The sequence below is a fragment of the Priestia endophytica DSM 13796 genome, assembly GCF_900115845.1.
GTDB classification, from domain to species: Bacteria; Bacillota; Bacilli; order Bacillales; family Bacillaceae_H; genus Bacillus_I; species Bacillus_I endophytica.
In genome coordinates, this window is the sequence record NZ_FOXX01000006.1 from 98,855 (window position 1) to 113,291 (window position 14,437).

Consider the following 14,437-nt stretch of genomic DNA (forward strand, 5'->3'; position numbering starts at 1 on the left):
GAAAGGAAATCAATATGGTTGAAGTGTACTTATGCAAATTACCCCATCTTTTACAACAAAAAGAGCTAAACTTCTTGTTGCAAGGAGTATCGCAAGGGAAAAAAGAAAAGGTCTCCAAACTTTATCATCTTAGTGACAAATATCGTACAACTCTTGGTGAACTTCTTGTTCGGTTTCTTTATGAGAGAAAACATCCATCTCAGCCAATGTGTACGTTTACTCAAAATGCTTATGGAAAACCATATATTAAAGAAAATCCGTCTTCATTTTTTAATATTTCACATTCGGGGGAATGGGTTGCTTGTGCTTTTCATGATCGTGAAGTAGGGGTTGATATTGAAGAAGTAAAAGATAAACAAGAGGACGTTGCAAAAATAGCTTTTACAAGCGAAGAATATGAAAGAATCATGAAGGAGGACAAGGAGTATTTTTACGAGCTTTGGGCAAGTAAAGAAAGCTATGTAAAAGCCGTTGGAAAAGGGTTTACGATTAGTCCTGATACTATTTCTGTCAAAAGGAACGATGAAGGAGCAACCTTTGTCTGTGAAAAAGAAAGACATGAGATTCAAGATTTTTTCTGCAAAATATACGATCTTGAAGCGTATAAGCTAGCAGTTTGTGCTGAGAGAACAAGTAAAGAAGAGTTTCTTCCTCCTGTTGTCGTCTCCTTCGCTGAAATTCTTTCTTTTTTAACATAAAAAGACTCAGGCCGTATTAAAAGCCTGAGCAATAGACCATTCACCCCTTACGTATCATACGAGAGTCACATATGATATGTTCACTATAGCAAGGTTTATAAGCCGTGTGAAAAAGCTTGTCAGAAAGCCTTCCCCTGTTTTTATTTCCTCAACTATTTTCTTTTCAAAATATGTAGGATATACTAGCTTTAGCCAACTTTCTGAAATAGAGAATGTGTTTTTACAGAACGAGCTTTTCTCTTTTGTGACTGAAAAAGAGGAGAGGTCGTATTCTTCATAAGCAGAAGTTCATTCATATGGAAGAAAGGCGGAATCTTTAGGAAGTAGAAGGAGGAAAAGAAGTGAAAAAGCTTTATATGCTTTTATTTGCCGTTGTACTCGTGCTTAGTGCATGTAATTCAGGCGGCAATGACAATAGCAGTACGAAAAACGATAGCGCTTCTGTACAGCAGGACAAAGTTTATCCAGTCTCAATAGAGGATGCACGCGGTGAAAAGGTGAAGCTAGAAAAGCAGCCGAAAAAAGTCATTTCTCTTATTCCAAGTAATACAGAAATTTTATACAACATTGGAGCGGGAAAACAAGTTGTCGGTGTGACGGATAATGATACATATCCGAAAGAAGTAAAAGAGAAGGAATCTGTTGGCGGCATGGAGCCAAACGTAGAGAAAATTATTTCTCTAAACCCGGATCTTGTTTTAGCCCATGCTTCTACAATGGCAAGCAGTTCAGATCTTTATAAACAGCTTGAAGATGCAGGAATTAAAGTATTTGTTGTTAAAGATGCTCAAACATTTGATGCTACATACCAATCAATTGAAACAATTGGCGCTTTAACAGGTCATGTTGAGAAGGCGGAAGAAACGATTGCTGACATGAAAGAGAGTGTCAAAGAAATTACGGATAAGGCAAAAGAAGTGAAAGACAAGAAAAAAGTCTGGGTTGAAATTTCTTCTGACCTTTACACAGCAGGAGAAGGGACATTCATGAACGAAATGTTAACCCTTATCGGAGCTGAAAATGCAGCGAAAGATCAAGAAGGATGGGTACAGCTTTCAAAAGAAGATGTTGTTGCCTTAAATCCAGATGTTATTTTAACAACCTATGGATCAATAGATAAAAACGCAGTAGCAAATATTAAAAAGCGTCCTGGTTTTGAGGCTGTTAAAGCTGTAGAAACAAACAGCATTACAGATCTCAATTCTGATGAAGTGACGCGTCCTGGTCCACGCCTTGTTAATGGACTAGAAGATATGGCTAAAGCCGTATATCCAGAAGTCTACAAGTAAGAAGAGTAGGTTGGTCTCCTTAGGGGACTGGCCTTCTTTATGATTTTAACCGACAGAACATTTAGAAAAGTTTCGCGTTTTCATATTGAAGAGAAAAGGAGAAAGAGAGTGGATATTTCATTAATTATTTTTGCACATCTTGCTGCTATTGTTCTCGCTCTTTTCATTGATTTTATTGTAGGAGATCCTGAGCATTGGCCACACCCTGTTCGTTTTTTTGGAGCCCAAATTTCATGGTGTGATCGCCTTTTTAATAGAGGGAAACACCGAAAATTGAAAGGGATCACCCCACCGCTTTTTTTGTTTTTTTGGACCGTTATAGCGAGTGGAATTTTCATTTATTTTTGCTATCATTTATCATACATATTTGGCATTGTAATAGAAGGCCTTCTTATTTCAACAACAATTGCCAGAACATCGCTTGAAAAAGCAGCCCTTGAAGTCCATGAGCCGCTTCATGCAGAAAATATAGACGGAGCTCGTGCTAGTGTTGGAATGATTGTAGGAAGAGATACAGACACGTTGTCAAAAGGGGAAGTAACGCGTGCTACGGTTGAAACGGTAGCTGAAAACGTAAGTGACGGCATAACGGCTCCTCTTTTCTTTGCTCTATTTGGTGGAGCTCCTCTTGCTTTATTTTATAGAGCAGTGAACACGTGTGACTCAATGGTAGGGTACAAAAATAAGCAGTACATGGAATTTGGTTACTGCAGTGCCCGGTTAGATGATTTACTAAACTTAATTCCAAGCCGCACAACAGCATTCGCTCTTGTGTTAGGCTATATTCATAAAAGTAAGTATACGTTAAAAGAAGTTCTATCGATTGTTAAACGTGATGCCCGCAAGCATCCGAGTCCAAACAGTGGTTTTTTAGAAAGTGCTGTTGCAGGACTTTTAGGCGTTAGGCTTGGTGGAGTGAATACATATAAAGGAGTTGTCTCACATCGAGCACATATGGGAAACCCTGATCAAGAACTGAAGGCGTCTATGATTAAAGAGACAATTCAAATTATGAACCGAGGCGTTCTTTATTATTCTGTTTTTATTTTAATTGGAGGTGGCCTTTTTGTTGCCCTCACATGGAGCTAACCCAAAAAACTTTTTAAAAGCGCTCAATGTTCCAGATCGAGAGCTTTATTATGATTTTAGTGTGAACGTTAACCCACTTGGGATTCCTTCTTCTCTTTACGAAGGAATAGAAGAAAGAAATCAATCGATGTTTTCGTATCCAGAGCAGCATGCAGAAACACTAGCAAGTTACATTGCTTTAGGGGAAAAAACAGCTAGTGAACACATTTTGTGTACAAATGGAGCAGCAGAAGCTTTTTTCTTAATTTGTTCTCTTTTTGCAAATAAAAAGGCAAGCATTCTTCAGCCAACATTTGTAGAATATGAGCGGGCATGTCTTGCATATGGCTGCACAATACGGCATCTTTCATTAGAGGAAGAAAGAGATTGGCAGTGGAATATTGAAGCTGTTTTAAAAGAAATAGAGAAGGTTGATATTTTATTTGTTTGTCACCCTAACAATCCGACTGGAATGATGTATCCTGAAAAAGAATGGGAACTCGTTTTAGAAAAAGCGAAAGAAAGTCGTACAACAGTTGTGATTGATGAAGCCTTTGCTGACTTTACAGGCGAAAGTCCTTCTTTTGTTTCTTATGTGCAAAAAGGGTATCCTGTTATTATTGTGCGCTCTCTTACAAAAATGTATCATATTCCAGGCGTGCGTTTAGGTTATATTATAAGTAATAAAGAAACAGTCAAAGTACTGCAAGAAAAGCAGCCGCCATGGAGCGTGAACGGAATGGCTCAGCACATTGGGGGGAAGCTTATTAATGAGCATGAGTTTGTAGCTGAAACAGTTCAATTTGTGAAAAACGAGCGAGAGTTTGTATTTCATAGATTAAGAGAGCTTGGCTTTTCTTTTACTCCATCGTACACTAATTACTATTTATGTAAAATACCAGAAGAACTTGAGGAGAGAGCCTTTTTATCATATCTAGCTCAAGAAGGAATTGTTGCGAGACATACGGAAAATTTCCGCTTGTTAGAAGGACGCTACATTCGATTAGCAGTGAGAACACGGGAGGAAAATGAGCACCTTTTACACGTGCTCGGGAAGGTTAAGAAACAATGCTCATTTTTCTAACAGGAGGCGTCCGGAGCGGGAAATCTACATATGCAGAAGCTCTTGTTGAGCGTTTACTTAATAAAGAAGCCGTATATATTGCAACAAGTAAAAAAACAGATGCTGAAATGGAAGAAAGAATAAAAGCTCACAAGCTTGCGAGAAAGGAAGGAAGAGTGCCTTGGCGTACGTTAGAACAGCAACAAGGCATGTCTACTCTTTTTCCATCTTTAAAAGAAACGGACGTTGTGCTCCTAGATTGTGCAACAAACTGGCTTGCTAATGAACTGTTTACACCACCTTCTTACAATTGGCCGTCAAACTGGGAATGGATTGTAGCTAATATGGTAGATGAAGTCAAAGCATTGCATAAGAAAGTGCGTCATCTCATTGTTGTCTCAAATGAGATCTTTCAAGGAGGATACGAAGAAGGAGTAACGGCAAACTATATGAAAGCACTAGGTCGTTTTCATGTGGAGATTGTCAAAAGAGCGGATGTTGCAGGAGAGATTGTGGGAGGAATTCCTAGGCTGAAAAAAGGACAGATACATCTATGAAAAAACTCATTGAAATGATTAAAATTGGACTAAGCTTTTTTACAATCGTTCCAGCAGGAAAAAGAGTAGAATGGACAGAGAGAAAAGTAGCCGGAACACTGCTTTTTCTTCCTGTTTTAGGTGGCGTTTTAGCCTTATTATTGAGCGGAGTTATAAAAGGAGAAGAGCTGTTTTCTCCGCTTGTCTTTTCGCTTCTCCTTCTTTTTATTCCGATCATCATTACAGGAGGGCTTCATCTTGATGGTTGGATGGATGTTAGTGATGCATACTTTTCTCATCAAAACCGAGAAAAAAAGCTTGCCATTTTAAGTGACCCAAACATAGGGGCCTTTGCGGTAATTTCACTTCTTGTTTTGCTTTCTTTTCGGTTTATGGCTATTTATGAGCTTGTTCGTGTTGAAGAAGTTTCGTTGCTGCTTTTTGTGATGATTCTAAGCGGCGCTCGGCTTTCTTCTGCTTTTTTACTTATGTATACAAAGTCTGCAAAAGAAAGTGGACTCGCTTTTTATTTTCAAAGTGGAATCACGCCTCCTATAAAAAGAGGATTTTGGATTGAAGTGCTGCTTTTTTTCGGATTTTGTGCTTTTGTTTCTCCGCTGCTTTGTTTCGTTTTGGGTGGAGCTCTTTTGCTCTATACATTTTGTGCTCGTATCTTTTTCCAGCGCCAGTTTGGAGGGATTACAGGAGACAGTATCGGAGCAACGATTGAAGGAGGGGAAACTTTTTTATGGATCATCATGTGGTTATTTCAGCTGTTCGTCATGGCATAACAGCATATAATAAAAGAAAAGCATATATGGGATGGAGCAATCCACCGCTTTTAGAGGAAGCATTAGCGAAGATTACCCCATATGAAAAAGAGGATGTACTTGTTGTAGGAAGCGATTTGAAACGTTGTGAAGAAACAGCAGAAGCTCTCTTTCCAAAAGCTCCTTATCATTCTTTTAAAGAGTGGCGCGAGCTTCATTTTGGACAGTGGGAAGGGAAAACGTATAATGAACTAAAAGATAATTTACAGTACCGAAAATGGGTGGATCATCCCTTTACACGTGAAATACCAGGCGGTGAAACCTATACAGACTTCAAAGAGCGCATCAATCAAGCCCTTCTTTACAGTTTGAACGAATTAAAGAAAAGTGGAAAAACAAAGTTGGTCATTGTAACACATGGAGGCGTTATTCGCTCTTTACACGAGCGTTTTCTAAAGGAAAACAACGTGTTTTGGAACCTGAATATTGGTTATACAGAAGCTATTACGTGGAAGATGACGTATGAAAGAGTAAGGAGGGATGAGTCGTGCATTTCGTATTCGGAGGGGCTTTTAACGGGAAGCGTCAGTGGGTAGATGAATATTATGCGATGGAACAGACAGAGACTCTTTCATTTCAGCATCTCAGCCGCTCTTTGGCTTTTCATAAGAAAGTGTACATAATAGAAGGATTTACTTTATGGGTTAGAGAAAGGATAAAAACCCTCTCTATTAATGAAACAAGAGGTCTTGCTAGGCAAATCATAGAGAAGATAAAAAAAGAGGAAAAAGACAAAGGAGCTCACTTTGTTTTAATTGGCACAGAAGTTGGCAAGGGAATTGTGCCAATGGAGCCGTTAGACCGTAATTTCCGCGATGTTTGCGGATATATTTATCAGGATATGATAAAGGCAGCTTCAACAGTTGATTACATTTGGTATGGAATACAGGAACGATTGAAAGGAGAATAAGAAATGGACATTTATACGAAAACAGGTGACAAAGGAAAAACAAGTTTAATAGGAGGACGCGTTGATAAAGACGATATGCGGGTTGAAGCATATGGAACAATTGATGAGTTAAACAGTTTTGTGGGGCAAGCAGCCTCTCTTATTAAAGAGAAAGAGCTAGAGGACATGAAAGAAGAGCTTCTGACGATTCAGCATGAGCTTTTTGATTGTGGCAGCGACCTTGCATATGCGAAGAAAGGACATCCGTTTAAAGTGAGTGACGAGATGAGCAAGAAGCTTGAAAAAAGCATTGATCGCTATATGGAGGAATCTCCAGCAATTGAACGATTTATTCTCCCAGGGGGCACGCAGCTTGCTGCAACGCTTCACGTTTGTCGTACAGTTACAAGAAGAGCGGAGCGTTTTGTTGTTACAGTAAGTAAAGAACACGAAATTAATAAAAGCGCCTTATCTTATCTTAACCGTTTATCAGATTACTTTTTCGCAGCGGCACGGGCTGCAAATGCACGTGCAAACGTAAGTGATGTTGAATATGTAAGAAGTGCTAAAGTATTTAAGCCAAATAATACGAAGTAAACGTTCATCTCATGCTATAATAGTAAAATTATAGTAATGAGAAAGGATGAGGATAATGGAAGAACAACGAACAAAACTTGATAGCCACGGCGTTGCTTATACCGCCGCCGCTTATATGATGTGGGGAATTCTTCCGCTATATTGGAAGCTGCTTGAAAGTGTGCCTTCAGGAGAAATTTTAGCATATCGCATTTTATGGTCTTTTATTTTTATGATTCTCCTTCTAGCATTTTCGCGTAGCTTTCAAAAGGTGAAAGAACAGTGGAAGTTAATGACAAAAGGGCAGATTGTCGCCTTAGCAGGAGCTTCAATTTTAATTAGCATAAACTGGTTTGTTTACATATGGGCTGTAAATGCTAACTTAGTTGTTGAAGCAAGTTTAGGATATTATGTGAATCCTCTCATTAGCGTCTTACTTGGCGTTATCTTTTTAAAAGAAAAACTCAATTTTTGGCAATTGATTGCGGTGTTATTAGCAGCTGTTGGGGTTGGAATCCTTACTTTTCAATATGGAACTTTTCCATGGATTGCCCTCTCCCTTGCTTTGAGCTTTGGATTTTACGGACTTGTAAAGAAAAAGTTAACGTTAGATCCAAAGGTTGGTTTAACCCTTGAGACCCTTTTTGTGACGCCCGTTGCTCTTTTTTATGTGCTGTTTTTGTTCGCAAACGGAAATGGTATTTTAATGGACGTATCATTATTAACGTTCATTCTTTTAGCAGGAGGTGGAATTGTAACGGCTGTTCCTCTTCTTTATTTTGCAAAAGGAGCTCAGCGTATTCCGCTGTCAATGGTCGGTTTTCTACAGTATATTGCGCCAACTATTATGCTTTTTGTAGGAACGGTTATGTTTCATGAACCTTTCTCTTCTTCACAGCTTTTAACTTTTATGTTGATTTGGATTGGCTCAATTATTTTTTCTTTGTCTAAAACGAAGTTCATGCTTTCTCATCAACCGCGCTTTAAAAAGGAAAGTTCGCTTCATTAATGAGGAACCCCACCTGAAAAAAACAGGTGGGGTTTTTTTAGTAGTTTCTTGAGTGAAAGTGGGCATTAAGCTGCCCTTGGAGCATTCTGTTGCGGATTTCATTTGTTTTATTTCTATTCTTTTCCTCACGGCGAGCAAGCTCATGCCTGATTTCTTTTGTTTGAACTCCTTCCTCAATCTTATCAGCAATATCCATTAGTCGTTCTACATCAGAAAAAGAATACTTCCGAATGCCAGTCGACGTTCTCTCAGGAAAAAGAAGCTGTCTTTTCTCATAATAGCGAATTTGTCGTTCGGACAAACCTGTTAGTTCTTTCACAATTCCAATGGACATCACTTTTTTATCACGGTATGAAGCCTCTTCTGTTTTCATATACCTTCACCTCTACTTAAGATAGATGATAATTTTGAAAAATTGAAAAAATTAAGTGGAAAATTCTCTATGTGAGAAATTATAACATTTTAAAAAAAGAAATGTAACTACTTATGTTAAGAAAATTAACATAGTAATAGTTATTTTTTTTCAAACAAGATAAAGTAAAAAAAAAGAAGTGGAAGGAAGACGCGTGTGGAACATTCAAAAAAAGAAGAAATTGTTGGGTTAGCAAAGCGAATTATTGAGCTTGATATAGAGCGAGATGAAATGTGGGAGGAACTTACAAGACTAACAGGGGCTCACGCTCATGAAATTCTACGCTACCTTCAAAATAGCTAAACATAAAAAAACACGACAAAGGTGTCGTGTTTTTTATATTGCGCTGTTCAGACCCTTTTCAAGCATTTGAGGCTGCAAGTTCTCACCAATAAAAACAAGAGACGGTTTTGCTTGTAGCTCAACAGGCATTAAAAGAGGTGTGCTATATGCATATTGAAGGGAATATAATTGATCATTTCCTTGCAGTCGCACGTATCCTTTAACACGATAAACAGACTGCGGCAAACCTTTTAAAAAATCTTCAAGCTTTGCGCCATTAAACGCGCTGTCTTCATGATAAGAGAAAGTTTCAATGTGCAAATGATTGTGCATATGTGTCGGTTCATGTGAAGCCGTACGTGAGCGTGTTTGCGTAAGAATATAAGAAAGTGGAACGCGTGCTTGTGTTGTTAAAATATTTTTAGCTCCCTCATTTAACATTTGCACTTTCATAAGCGTATTTGCTTTTTCATCCTCTGTCAGCAAATCTTCTTTATTTAAGAGAAGAAGGTCACCATGTCGAATTTGTTCCAAAAAGAGCTTTTGCGCACGGTTTGAAAGAGAATCAAGCTCAAGTAAAAGTTTGCTGTTTACAACCGTAATAATAGACCGAACTGTAATACGCTCTGAAAGAGAAGGTGTTATACATCCGTCGAGCACCTCAATAGGATGAGCAATGCCTGTTGTTTCAATGTAAATGGCGTCAAGGGTATAAGAAGAAACCATTTCTTCAAGCTGCCCTTCAAGCTGCCCTTGAATTGTACAACATACACACCCATTTAAAAGTTCTGCAAGTGGAACTTCATTTGGTAAAACTTCCGAATCCACAGCTGTTTCTCCAGCTTCGTTCATTATGACGCCAACATTTCTTCCATGTTCTTTTTCTTCTTGAAGAAGTTGGCGAAGAAGCGTTGTTTTACCGCTTCCTAGAAATCCGGATAAAATAAAAACGTCTACTTTTCTCATGCTAAAGTCTCCTTTATTGTTTCCGTAGGCTTATTTTATCATATGAAAATTAAAGATGGGGAAATAGTAACTTTATGAAAAAGCAGGAATTTGTAGTTTTTTGTCGTATAAAGAAGAGGAGGAGGGATGATAAATGAAAATCTTAGTAGTAGGAGCTGGCGGTGTCGGTGGCTATTTCGGAGCAAGACTTGCTGAAAGTGGTGAAGATGTTACTTTTTTAGTTCGTGAAAAAAGAGCAAAGCGTTTGCGTGAAGATGGACTGGTTGTGAAAAGCATTCATGGCGATATCCATATTCAACCTGCTCTTGTTACGAAAGAAACTCCACGTATATTTGATGTTGTGCTTTTGTCTACAAAAGCTTATCACCTGCAAGAAGTTATGGAAGATTTAACAGGGTTTGTGGGAGAAGAAACGGTAATTGTTCCTCTTTTGAACGGTTTTGCGCACGTAGAGCAGCTTGAAATGAAGTTCGGAGCCGAGCGAGTAAGCGGGGGTCTATGCTTTATTGAAACAACGCTAAATGAACACGGACATATTATCCAGACGAGTGGAGTACATAAAATTACATTTGGAGAACGAACAGGTATAGACAGTGAACGGATGGATAAACTTGAACAAGCGTTTGCGAAAACAAAAGCAATGTATAAAAATAGTGATCATGTGCTAAGAGATATGTGGAATAAATATTTGTTTATTACAACTCTTTCAAGCGTCACAACGCTAACTCGAGCGCCAATTGGGGCTGTTTTAGCATCAAAGGGTGGCGAACAGTTTGTAGAGGCGTTGATGATAGAAATTAAAATGGTGATGGATGCCATTGAGGCTCCTTTGAGTGAAAACATTGTGCAAAGGCATATGGAGACAATGCATAAGCAAGACTACGGGATGAAATCTTCCATGCAGCGCGATATGGAAAAAGGGCTTCACGTAGAAGGAGATCATCTTCAAGGGTATTTATTGCAAAAAGCAAAAGAACAAGGAATGCGCTGCCCATATTTAGAAGCGGTATATCAAAACTTAAAAGTATATGAAGTGCAAAAAAATAAACGAAGCCTGTAAGGGTTCGTTTATTTCAGCTCTTCAATTAAGTATGGAACCATAAGAATGCCTATAATACAGCATGTTGTAACCATACGATGCATCTCGATGATGCCTACGATGAATAGCATTGTGGAGAGATATGTGTGCATAAGCTTTAACGTCCACCGTTTTTCCTCGAATAAGACGTCACTTAGAATGTATACTAAAAAGATTATAAAACCAATAATACCTATTGTAGTTTGTGAAAGATGAGGTCCTAGTTGAGTAAAGGCCACTAAACTGAATAGTAAAAGAAAAGCGACACCTTTCATTAAACGAATACGAAAATCGTTACGCATATTTGCACCTTCATAGATGAAATTAACAAGTTGTGACACGTTCATTCATCCCCCTTTTCTTTTAATCTATCCGTTATATTAATAACGTAACATAAAAAGATGAATTGTATGTAAAGCAGATATTAGAAATTATTAACTTCTTGTTAAGAATAGATGTTTTTTATAACATAGTAAAGTCTAAAAAAGCAACAGTTTATCCAATGTATTAGACGAAAGAAGAGTGAAAAAGTTTCTTTAAAGACAAAAAATTAAAAAACGAAGCTTAACTATTCGCAGTTTATGCGATTTTGCGTTAAAATAAAACTGGCTTTATGGAATTAAGCTTTTGCTAAAGGAGGTTTTAGAATGGAAGTCATTAAGGCAGAAGATGTTAAAAAACATCTTTCTACGTTTTTTCATAAAGAAGTTTACGTGCATTTAGAAACAACGAATGGAGCGTATGCTTCACATTTTAACGATAAAGCAATGAACGTTGGAGCATTTATTAGAAATGCGCGCGTAAACATTCAAACAGGTAAAATCATTGGGCAAGGTCCGTACAGAGTTGGTCTTCAAGTGAATGACGGCTGGGTGTATGCAGAAGGCCTTACGCACTATGAAGTAGATGAAGAAGGGCGTCTTTTACTTGCAGGGCACGATGATCAAGGTCGATTAGCCGTTGCTCTTCAGCTAAGTGAAAAGCCGTTTACATAAGGAGCTGAAAGAAATGGAACGCTTATTAGTCATTTTTCCACATCCAGACGATGAAGCTTTTGGAGCAGCAGGAACGATTGCACTCACAAAGCAAAGTGGTGGATATGTAGCATATGCATGCACAACTCTTGGAGAGATGGGGCGCAACATGGGGAACCCTCCGTTTGCAAACCGTGAAACACTTCCAAAGATTCGAAAAGAAGAGTTAACAGAAGTTGGCGAAATCTTAGAGCTAGATGAGCTGCGTATGGTGGGCCTTCGTGATAAAACACTTGAGTTTTTAGATGATGAAGTGTATGCAGACGTTATTGGCAACATTATTGACGAGATTAAGCCAACGACGATTATTACGCACTATCCTGGATATGCTGTTCATCCAGATCACAATGCAACAGGAGCGGCAACAGTAAGAGCGGTCAAGCGTCTTCGTCCAGAAGATCGTCCTCGCCTTCTTTGTCACGCCTTTTCTAAAGACCGCCTAGAAGCGATTGGTCATCCTGATGTTGTTCATGATGTAAGCAGTGTGAAAGATATCAAAATTGCAGCAATTAAAGCACACCGTTCTCAAACACAAGGAATGCTTGGAGCAATGGACTTTAACAATATCGAACAAAGTCCTGAAATTTTAAAAATGCTTGCTCGTGAAGAGTTTTGGACATATTCTTTTGATGATGAAGGAAAGTAAAGAAGGAAGCAGATGTGATGAACACATCTGCTTTTTTTGTGTTGTAATTGGTTATATTAGGGAATGGGGAGTTGTGGAAAAGAGGAATGAAAAGCCTTATATTGTTAGCTCTGTTTTGCTGTTTTTAGCAACAAATTTTTTTGTGAAGCAAACTTTTCAGACCGTAAGTCCCAGGTTCTTGGTCTCGTTTGAAGGGGAAAGAAAGTATTTTAGAATAGTAGAAGATATTTTATTTCTTCTCTTTTTGAGCATTGCAATGGTAAAAGATGCATCTATGCTTGTGCTTTTATCCCTATTTAGAGGAATTGATGAGTGACTGCATGCCCGACAAAACAAATATTATAATCATTACATCCTCTTAAGCCTACTTGGTATTGTTCTGATTATCATGACTATATTTCATCTTAAAAAAAGAAGCTTTTAAACAAAAAGCTTCTTTTTTTTATAAACTTGTTCTTCTCTCTGTATATAAAACATCAATAATAATAAGGGGAATGTGAAAATCTATGCAAAAGAGTACATAAAGGAGGAAGGATATGAAAAAATGGTGTGGAATTTTGGTTATGTTGGTATTAATCCTGACACAGGCTGTTAACGTTTCAGCAAAGGGGGTGAGCACATTAGAAGCAAAAATTGAACAGGTGTTACAACATAAAGATTTAAAGGGTGCGATAAGTTCAATTAGTATAAAAGAGGCCAAAAGCGGAGAAGTACTGTATGAGAAGAACAGTTCAATCCGAATGAAAATTGCGTCCAATATGAAACTCTTTACAGGAGCAGCAGCGCTTGAAGCATTAGGTGCGGAGTATAAATTTCACACAGAGCTTTGGCATGATGGAAAGGTGAAAAATGGTGTGTTAAAAGGGAATCTTTATTTAAAAGGAAAAGGAGATCCAACTCTTGGGTTAAATGAGTTACAGCAGTTTTCAGGTCTATTAGACGAAAAAGGAATCAAAAAAATTACGGGAAATGTTATTGGAGATGAGACGTGGTATGACGATGTTCGGCTTTCAGAAGATATGATTTGGAAAGATGAATCGTATGCATACGGAGCTCAAATATCAGCGCTGACGTTCTCCCCTAATGATCACTATGAAGCGGGAACAGTTATAGTGGAGACAACACCGACCAAAAATGGTAAGAAAGCTCACATCTCTATATCACCTAAAACGGACTACGTAAAAGTGATGAATGAAACTAAAACAGGAAAAGGAGAAACAGATTTAGAAATTGTCAGAAAACGGGATGGGAATATTATTGTAGTAAAAGGTATGATCAATGAGGGAGAGGAACCTGATCAAACAGCCATTGCCGTCGAGGATCCAGCTTTGTATACGACTTCTTTATTTAAAGACGTCTTAGGGAAGAACGGAATAAAAGTGACAGGAAAAGTGAAAAAAGGAGAAACACCTCAAAAAGCTCAGTTGATGGAAGTAAAGGAATCTCCTCCACTTGGGGAAATTTTTATTCCATATATGAAGCTGAGTAATAATACAATAGCAGAAATTTTTGTAAAAGAAATGGGGAAAGTACAGTACGGTGAAGGAAGCTTTGAAGCCGGTTTATCTTCTTTAGAACAAACGCTTTCTGAGATGAATGTCAATGTAGACAATATGATGATTCGAGATGGTTCAGGCATATCACATGTGAGCGGAGTGCCAACAGACGAGATTTCTTCTCTTCTTTTTCATGCTAGGCAAAAACCTTGGTACGACAATTTTTATGAGTCTTTGCCTTTAGCAGGAGATCCTGATGAATTGATAGGGGGAACGCTCGATGAACGGATGAGAGGGACTGCTGCAGAAGGAAATGTAAGAGCCAAAACAGGTTCGGTTACAGGTGCTAGTTCTCTTTCAGGATATGTGACAACAGCAGGTGGAGAAGAACTTATTTTCTCAATCGTTTTTAATGCTTTTCTAGAAGAGGATGTAAAAGATATTGAAGATGAAATTGCGGTTATTTTAGCTTCTCTAAAATAATAAAAAATTAAATTAAAAATGAATAATCTGAAAAATAGTCTTGCACAAAGGGGGAAATCGCGTTATTCTTATTAACAATTCC

19 protein-coding genes are annotated in these 14,437 nt (G+C 38.1%); 16 read left to right on the forward strand and 3 right to left on the reverse strand.

The annotated features are described in order from the left end of the window. Positions 1–14 precede the first annotated feature (14 nt). From BM012_RS12800 to rarD, 10 genes are all read left to right on the forward strand, one after another. Complete coding sequence (locus tag BM012_RS12800) at positions 15–698, forward strand: 4'-phosphopantetheinyl transferase family protein (RefSeq protein WP_061805332.1); 684 nt, start codon at positions 15–17, stop codon at positions 696–698. A 341-nt stretch (positions 699–1,039) separates the two neighbouring features. Next, a complete protein-coding gene (locus BM012_RS12805) occupies positions 1,040–1,987 on the forward strand; it encodes an ABC transporter substrate-binding protein (RefSeq protein WP_061805333.1) in 948 nt (315 codons plus the stop codon). Positions 1,988–2,095: 108 nt separating this feature from the next. Then, complete coding sequence (cbiB, locus tag BM012_RS12810; RefSeq protein ID WP_061805504.1) at positions 2,096–3,076, forward strand: adenosylcobinamide-phosphate synthase CbiB; 981 nt, start codon at positions 2,096–2,098, stop codon at positions 3,074–3,076. After that, positions 3,054–4,139, forward strand: a complete 1,086-nt coding sequence (cobD, locus tag BM012_RS12815; protein ID WP_064505022.1) for a threonine-phosphate decarboxylase CobD — start codon at positions 3,054–3,056, stop codon at positions 4,137–4,139. The genes cbiB and cobD overlap by 23 nt, the downstream gene beginning before the upstream one ends. After that, on the forward strand, positions 4,124–4,675 hold the full coding sequence (locus BM012_RS12820; protein ID WP_061805335.1) for a bifunctional adenosylcobinamide kinase/adenosylcobinamide-phosphate guanylyltransferase: 552 nt from the start codon (positions 4,124–4,126) through the stop codon (positions 4,673–4,675). Before cobD ends, BM012_RS12820 begins: the two co-directional genes overlap by 16 nt. Then, positions 4,672–5,445: an adenosylcobinamide-GDP ribazoletransferase gene (locus BM012_RS12825; protein ID WP_061805336.1), complete on the forward strand. Its 774-nt coding sequence runs from the start codon at positions 4,672–4,674 to the stop codon at positions 5,443–5,445. The genes BM012_RS12820 and BM012_RS12825 overlap by 4 nt, the downstream gene beginning before the upstream one ends. Continuing rightward, positions 5,403–6,020 carry a histidine phosphatase family protein gene (locus BM012_RS12830; protein WP_061805337.1) on the forward strand — a complete coding sequence of 206 codons (618 nt, stop codon included), beginning with the start codon at positions 5,403–5,405 and terminating at the stop codon, positions 6,018–6,020. The genes BM012_RS12825 and BM012_RS12830 overlap by 43 nt, the downstream gene beginning before the upstream one ends. Beyond that, positions 5,972–6,394: a bifunctional adenosylcobinamide kinase/adenosylcobinamide-phosphate guanylyltransferase gene (locus BM012_RS12835; RefSeq protein ID WP_061805338.1), complete on the forward strand. Its 423-nt coding sequence runs from the start codon at positions 5,972–5,974 to the stop codon at positions 6,392–6,394. The genes BM012_RS12830 and BM012_RS12835 overlap by 49 nt, the downstream gene beginning before the upstream one ends. A 3-nt stretch (positions 6,395–6,397) precedes the next feature. Continuing rightward, on the forward strand, positions 6,398–6,970 hold the full coding sequence (locus tag BM012_RS12840) for a cob(I)yrinic acid a,c-diamide adenosyltransferase (RefSeq protein ID WP_061805339.1): 573 nt from the start codon (positions 6,398–6,400) through the stop codon (positions 6,968–6,970). Between the two features lie 55 nt (positions 6,971–7,025). After that, positions 7,026–7,958 carry an EamA family transporter RarD gene (rarD, locus tag BM012_RS12845; RefSeq protein WP_061805340.1) on the forward strand — a complete coding sequence of 311 codons (933 nt, stop codon included), beginning with the start codon at positions 7,026–7,028 and terminating at the stop codon, positions 7,956–7,958. A gap of 37 nt (positions 7,959–7,995) precedes the next feature. Here rarD and BM012_RS12850 read toward each other — a convergent pair whose 3' ends face one another. Next, positions 7,996–8,331, reverse strand: a complete 336-nt coding sequence (locus BM012_RS12850; protein ID WP_061805341.1) for a MerR family transcriptional regulator — start codon at positions 8,329–8,331, stop codon at positions 7,996–7,998. 195 nt (positions 8,332–8,526) lie between these two features. Between BM012_RS12850 and BM012_RS26420 the strand changes: the two genes are divergently transcribed. Then, positions 8,527–8,673, forward strand: coding sequence for a hypothetical protein (locus tag BM012_RS26420; RefSeq protein WP_019392086.1), 147 nt, complete (start codon positions 8,527–8,529; stop codon positions 8,671–8,673). Positions 8,674–8,706: 33 nt separating this feature from the next. Here BM012_RS26420 and BM012_RS12855 read toward each other — a convergent pair whose 3' ends face one another. Then, positions 8,707–9,618: a CobW family GTP-binding protein gene (locus tag BM012_RS12855; protein WP_061805342.1), complete on the reverse strand. Its 912-nt coding sequence runs from the start codon at positions 9,616–9,618 to the stop codon at positions 8,707–8,709. Between the two features lie 133 nt (positions 9,619–9,751). Between BM012_RS12855 and panE the strand changes: the two genes are divergently transcribed. Next, positions 9,752–10,678 (forward strand): 2-dehydropantoate 2-reductase, encoded by a 927-nt coding sequence (gene panE, locus BM012_RS12860; protein WP_061805343.1) that lies wholly within the window; start codon positions 9,752–9,754, stop codon positions 10,676–10,678. Positions 10,679–10,686: 8 nt separating this feature from the next. Here the strand turns inward: panE and BM012_RS12865 are convergent, their stop codons facing one another. Then, positions 10,687–11,043: a hypothetical protein gene (locus BM012_RS12865; protein WP_061805344.1), complete on the reverse strand. Its 357-nt coding sequence runs from the start codon at positions 11,041–11,043 to the stop codon at positions 10,687–10,689. Between the two features lie 300 nt (positions 11,044–11,343). On the opposite strand from BM012_RS12865, the gene BM012_RS12870 reads away from it, so the two are divergent. The 4 genes from BM012_RS12870 to dacB all read left to right on the forward strand — a co-directional run bounded on the left by BM012_RS12870 (position 11,344) and on the right by dacB (position 14,355). Next, entirely contained in the window at positions 11,344–11,691 is a 348-nt protein-coding gene (locus BM012_RS12870) for a YojF family protein (RefSeq protein WP_019392090.1), read from the forward strand. A 13-nt stretch (positions 11,692–11,704) separates the two neighbouring features. Continuing rightward, entirely contained in the window at positions 11,705–12,376 is a 672-nt protein-coding gene (gene bshB2 / locus BM012_RS12875; RefSeq protein WP_019392091.1) for a bacillithiol biosynthesis deacetylase BshB2, read from the forward strand. Between the two features lie 73 nt (positions 12,377–12,449). Beyond that, a complete protein-coding gene (locus tag BM012_RS12880) occupies positions 12,450–12,692 on the forward strand; it encodes a hypothetical protein (protein ID WP_139210339.1) in 243 nt (80 codons plus the stop codon). Positions 12,693–12,912: 220 nt separating this feature from the next. Next, the gene (gene dacB / locus BM012_RS12885) at positions 12,913–14,355 is read left to right on the forward strand and encodes a D-alanyl-D-alanine carboxypeptidase/D-alanyl-D-alanine endopeptidase (RefSeq protein ID WP_061805346.1); all 1,443 of its coding nucleotides are present in this window, start codon (positions 12,913–12,915) and stop codon (positions 14,353–14,355) included. Positions 14,356–14,437: the final 82 nt, after the last annotated feature.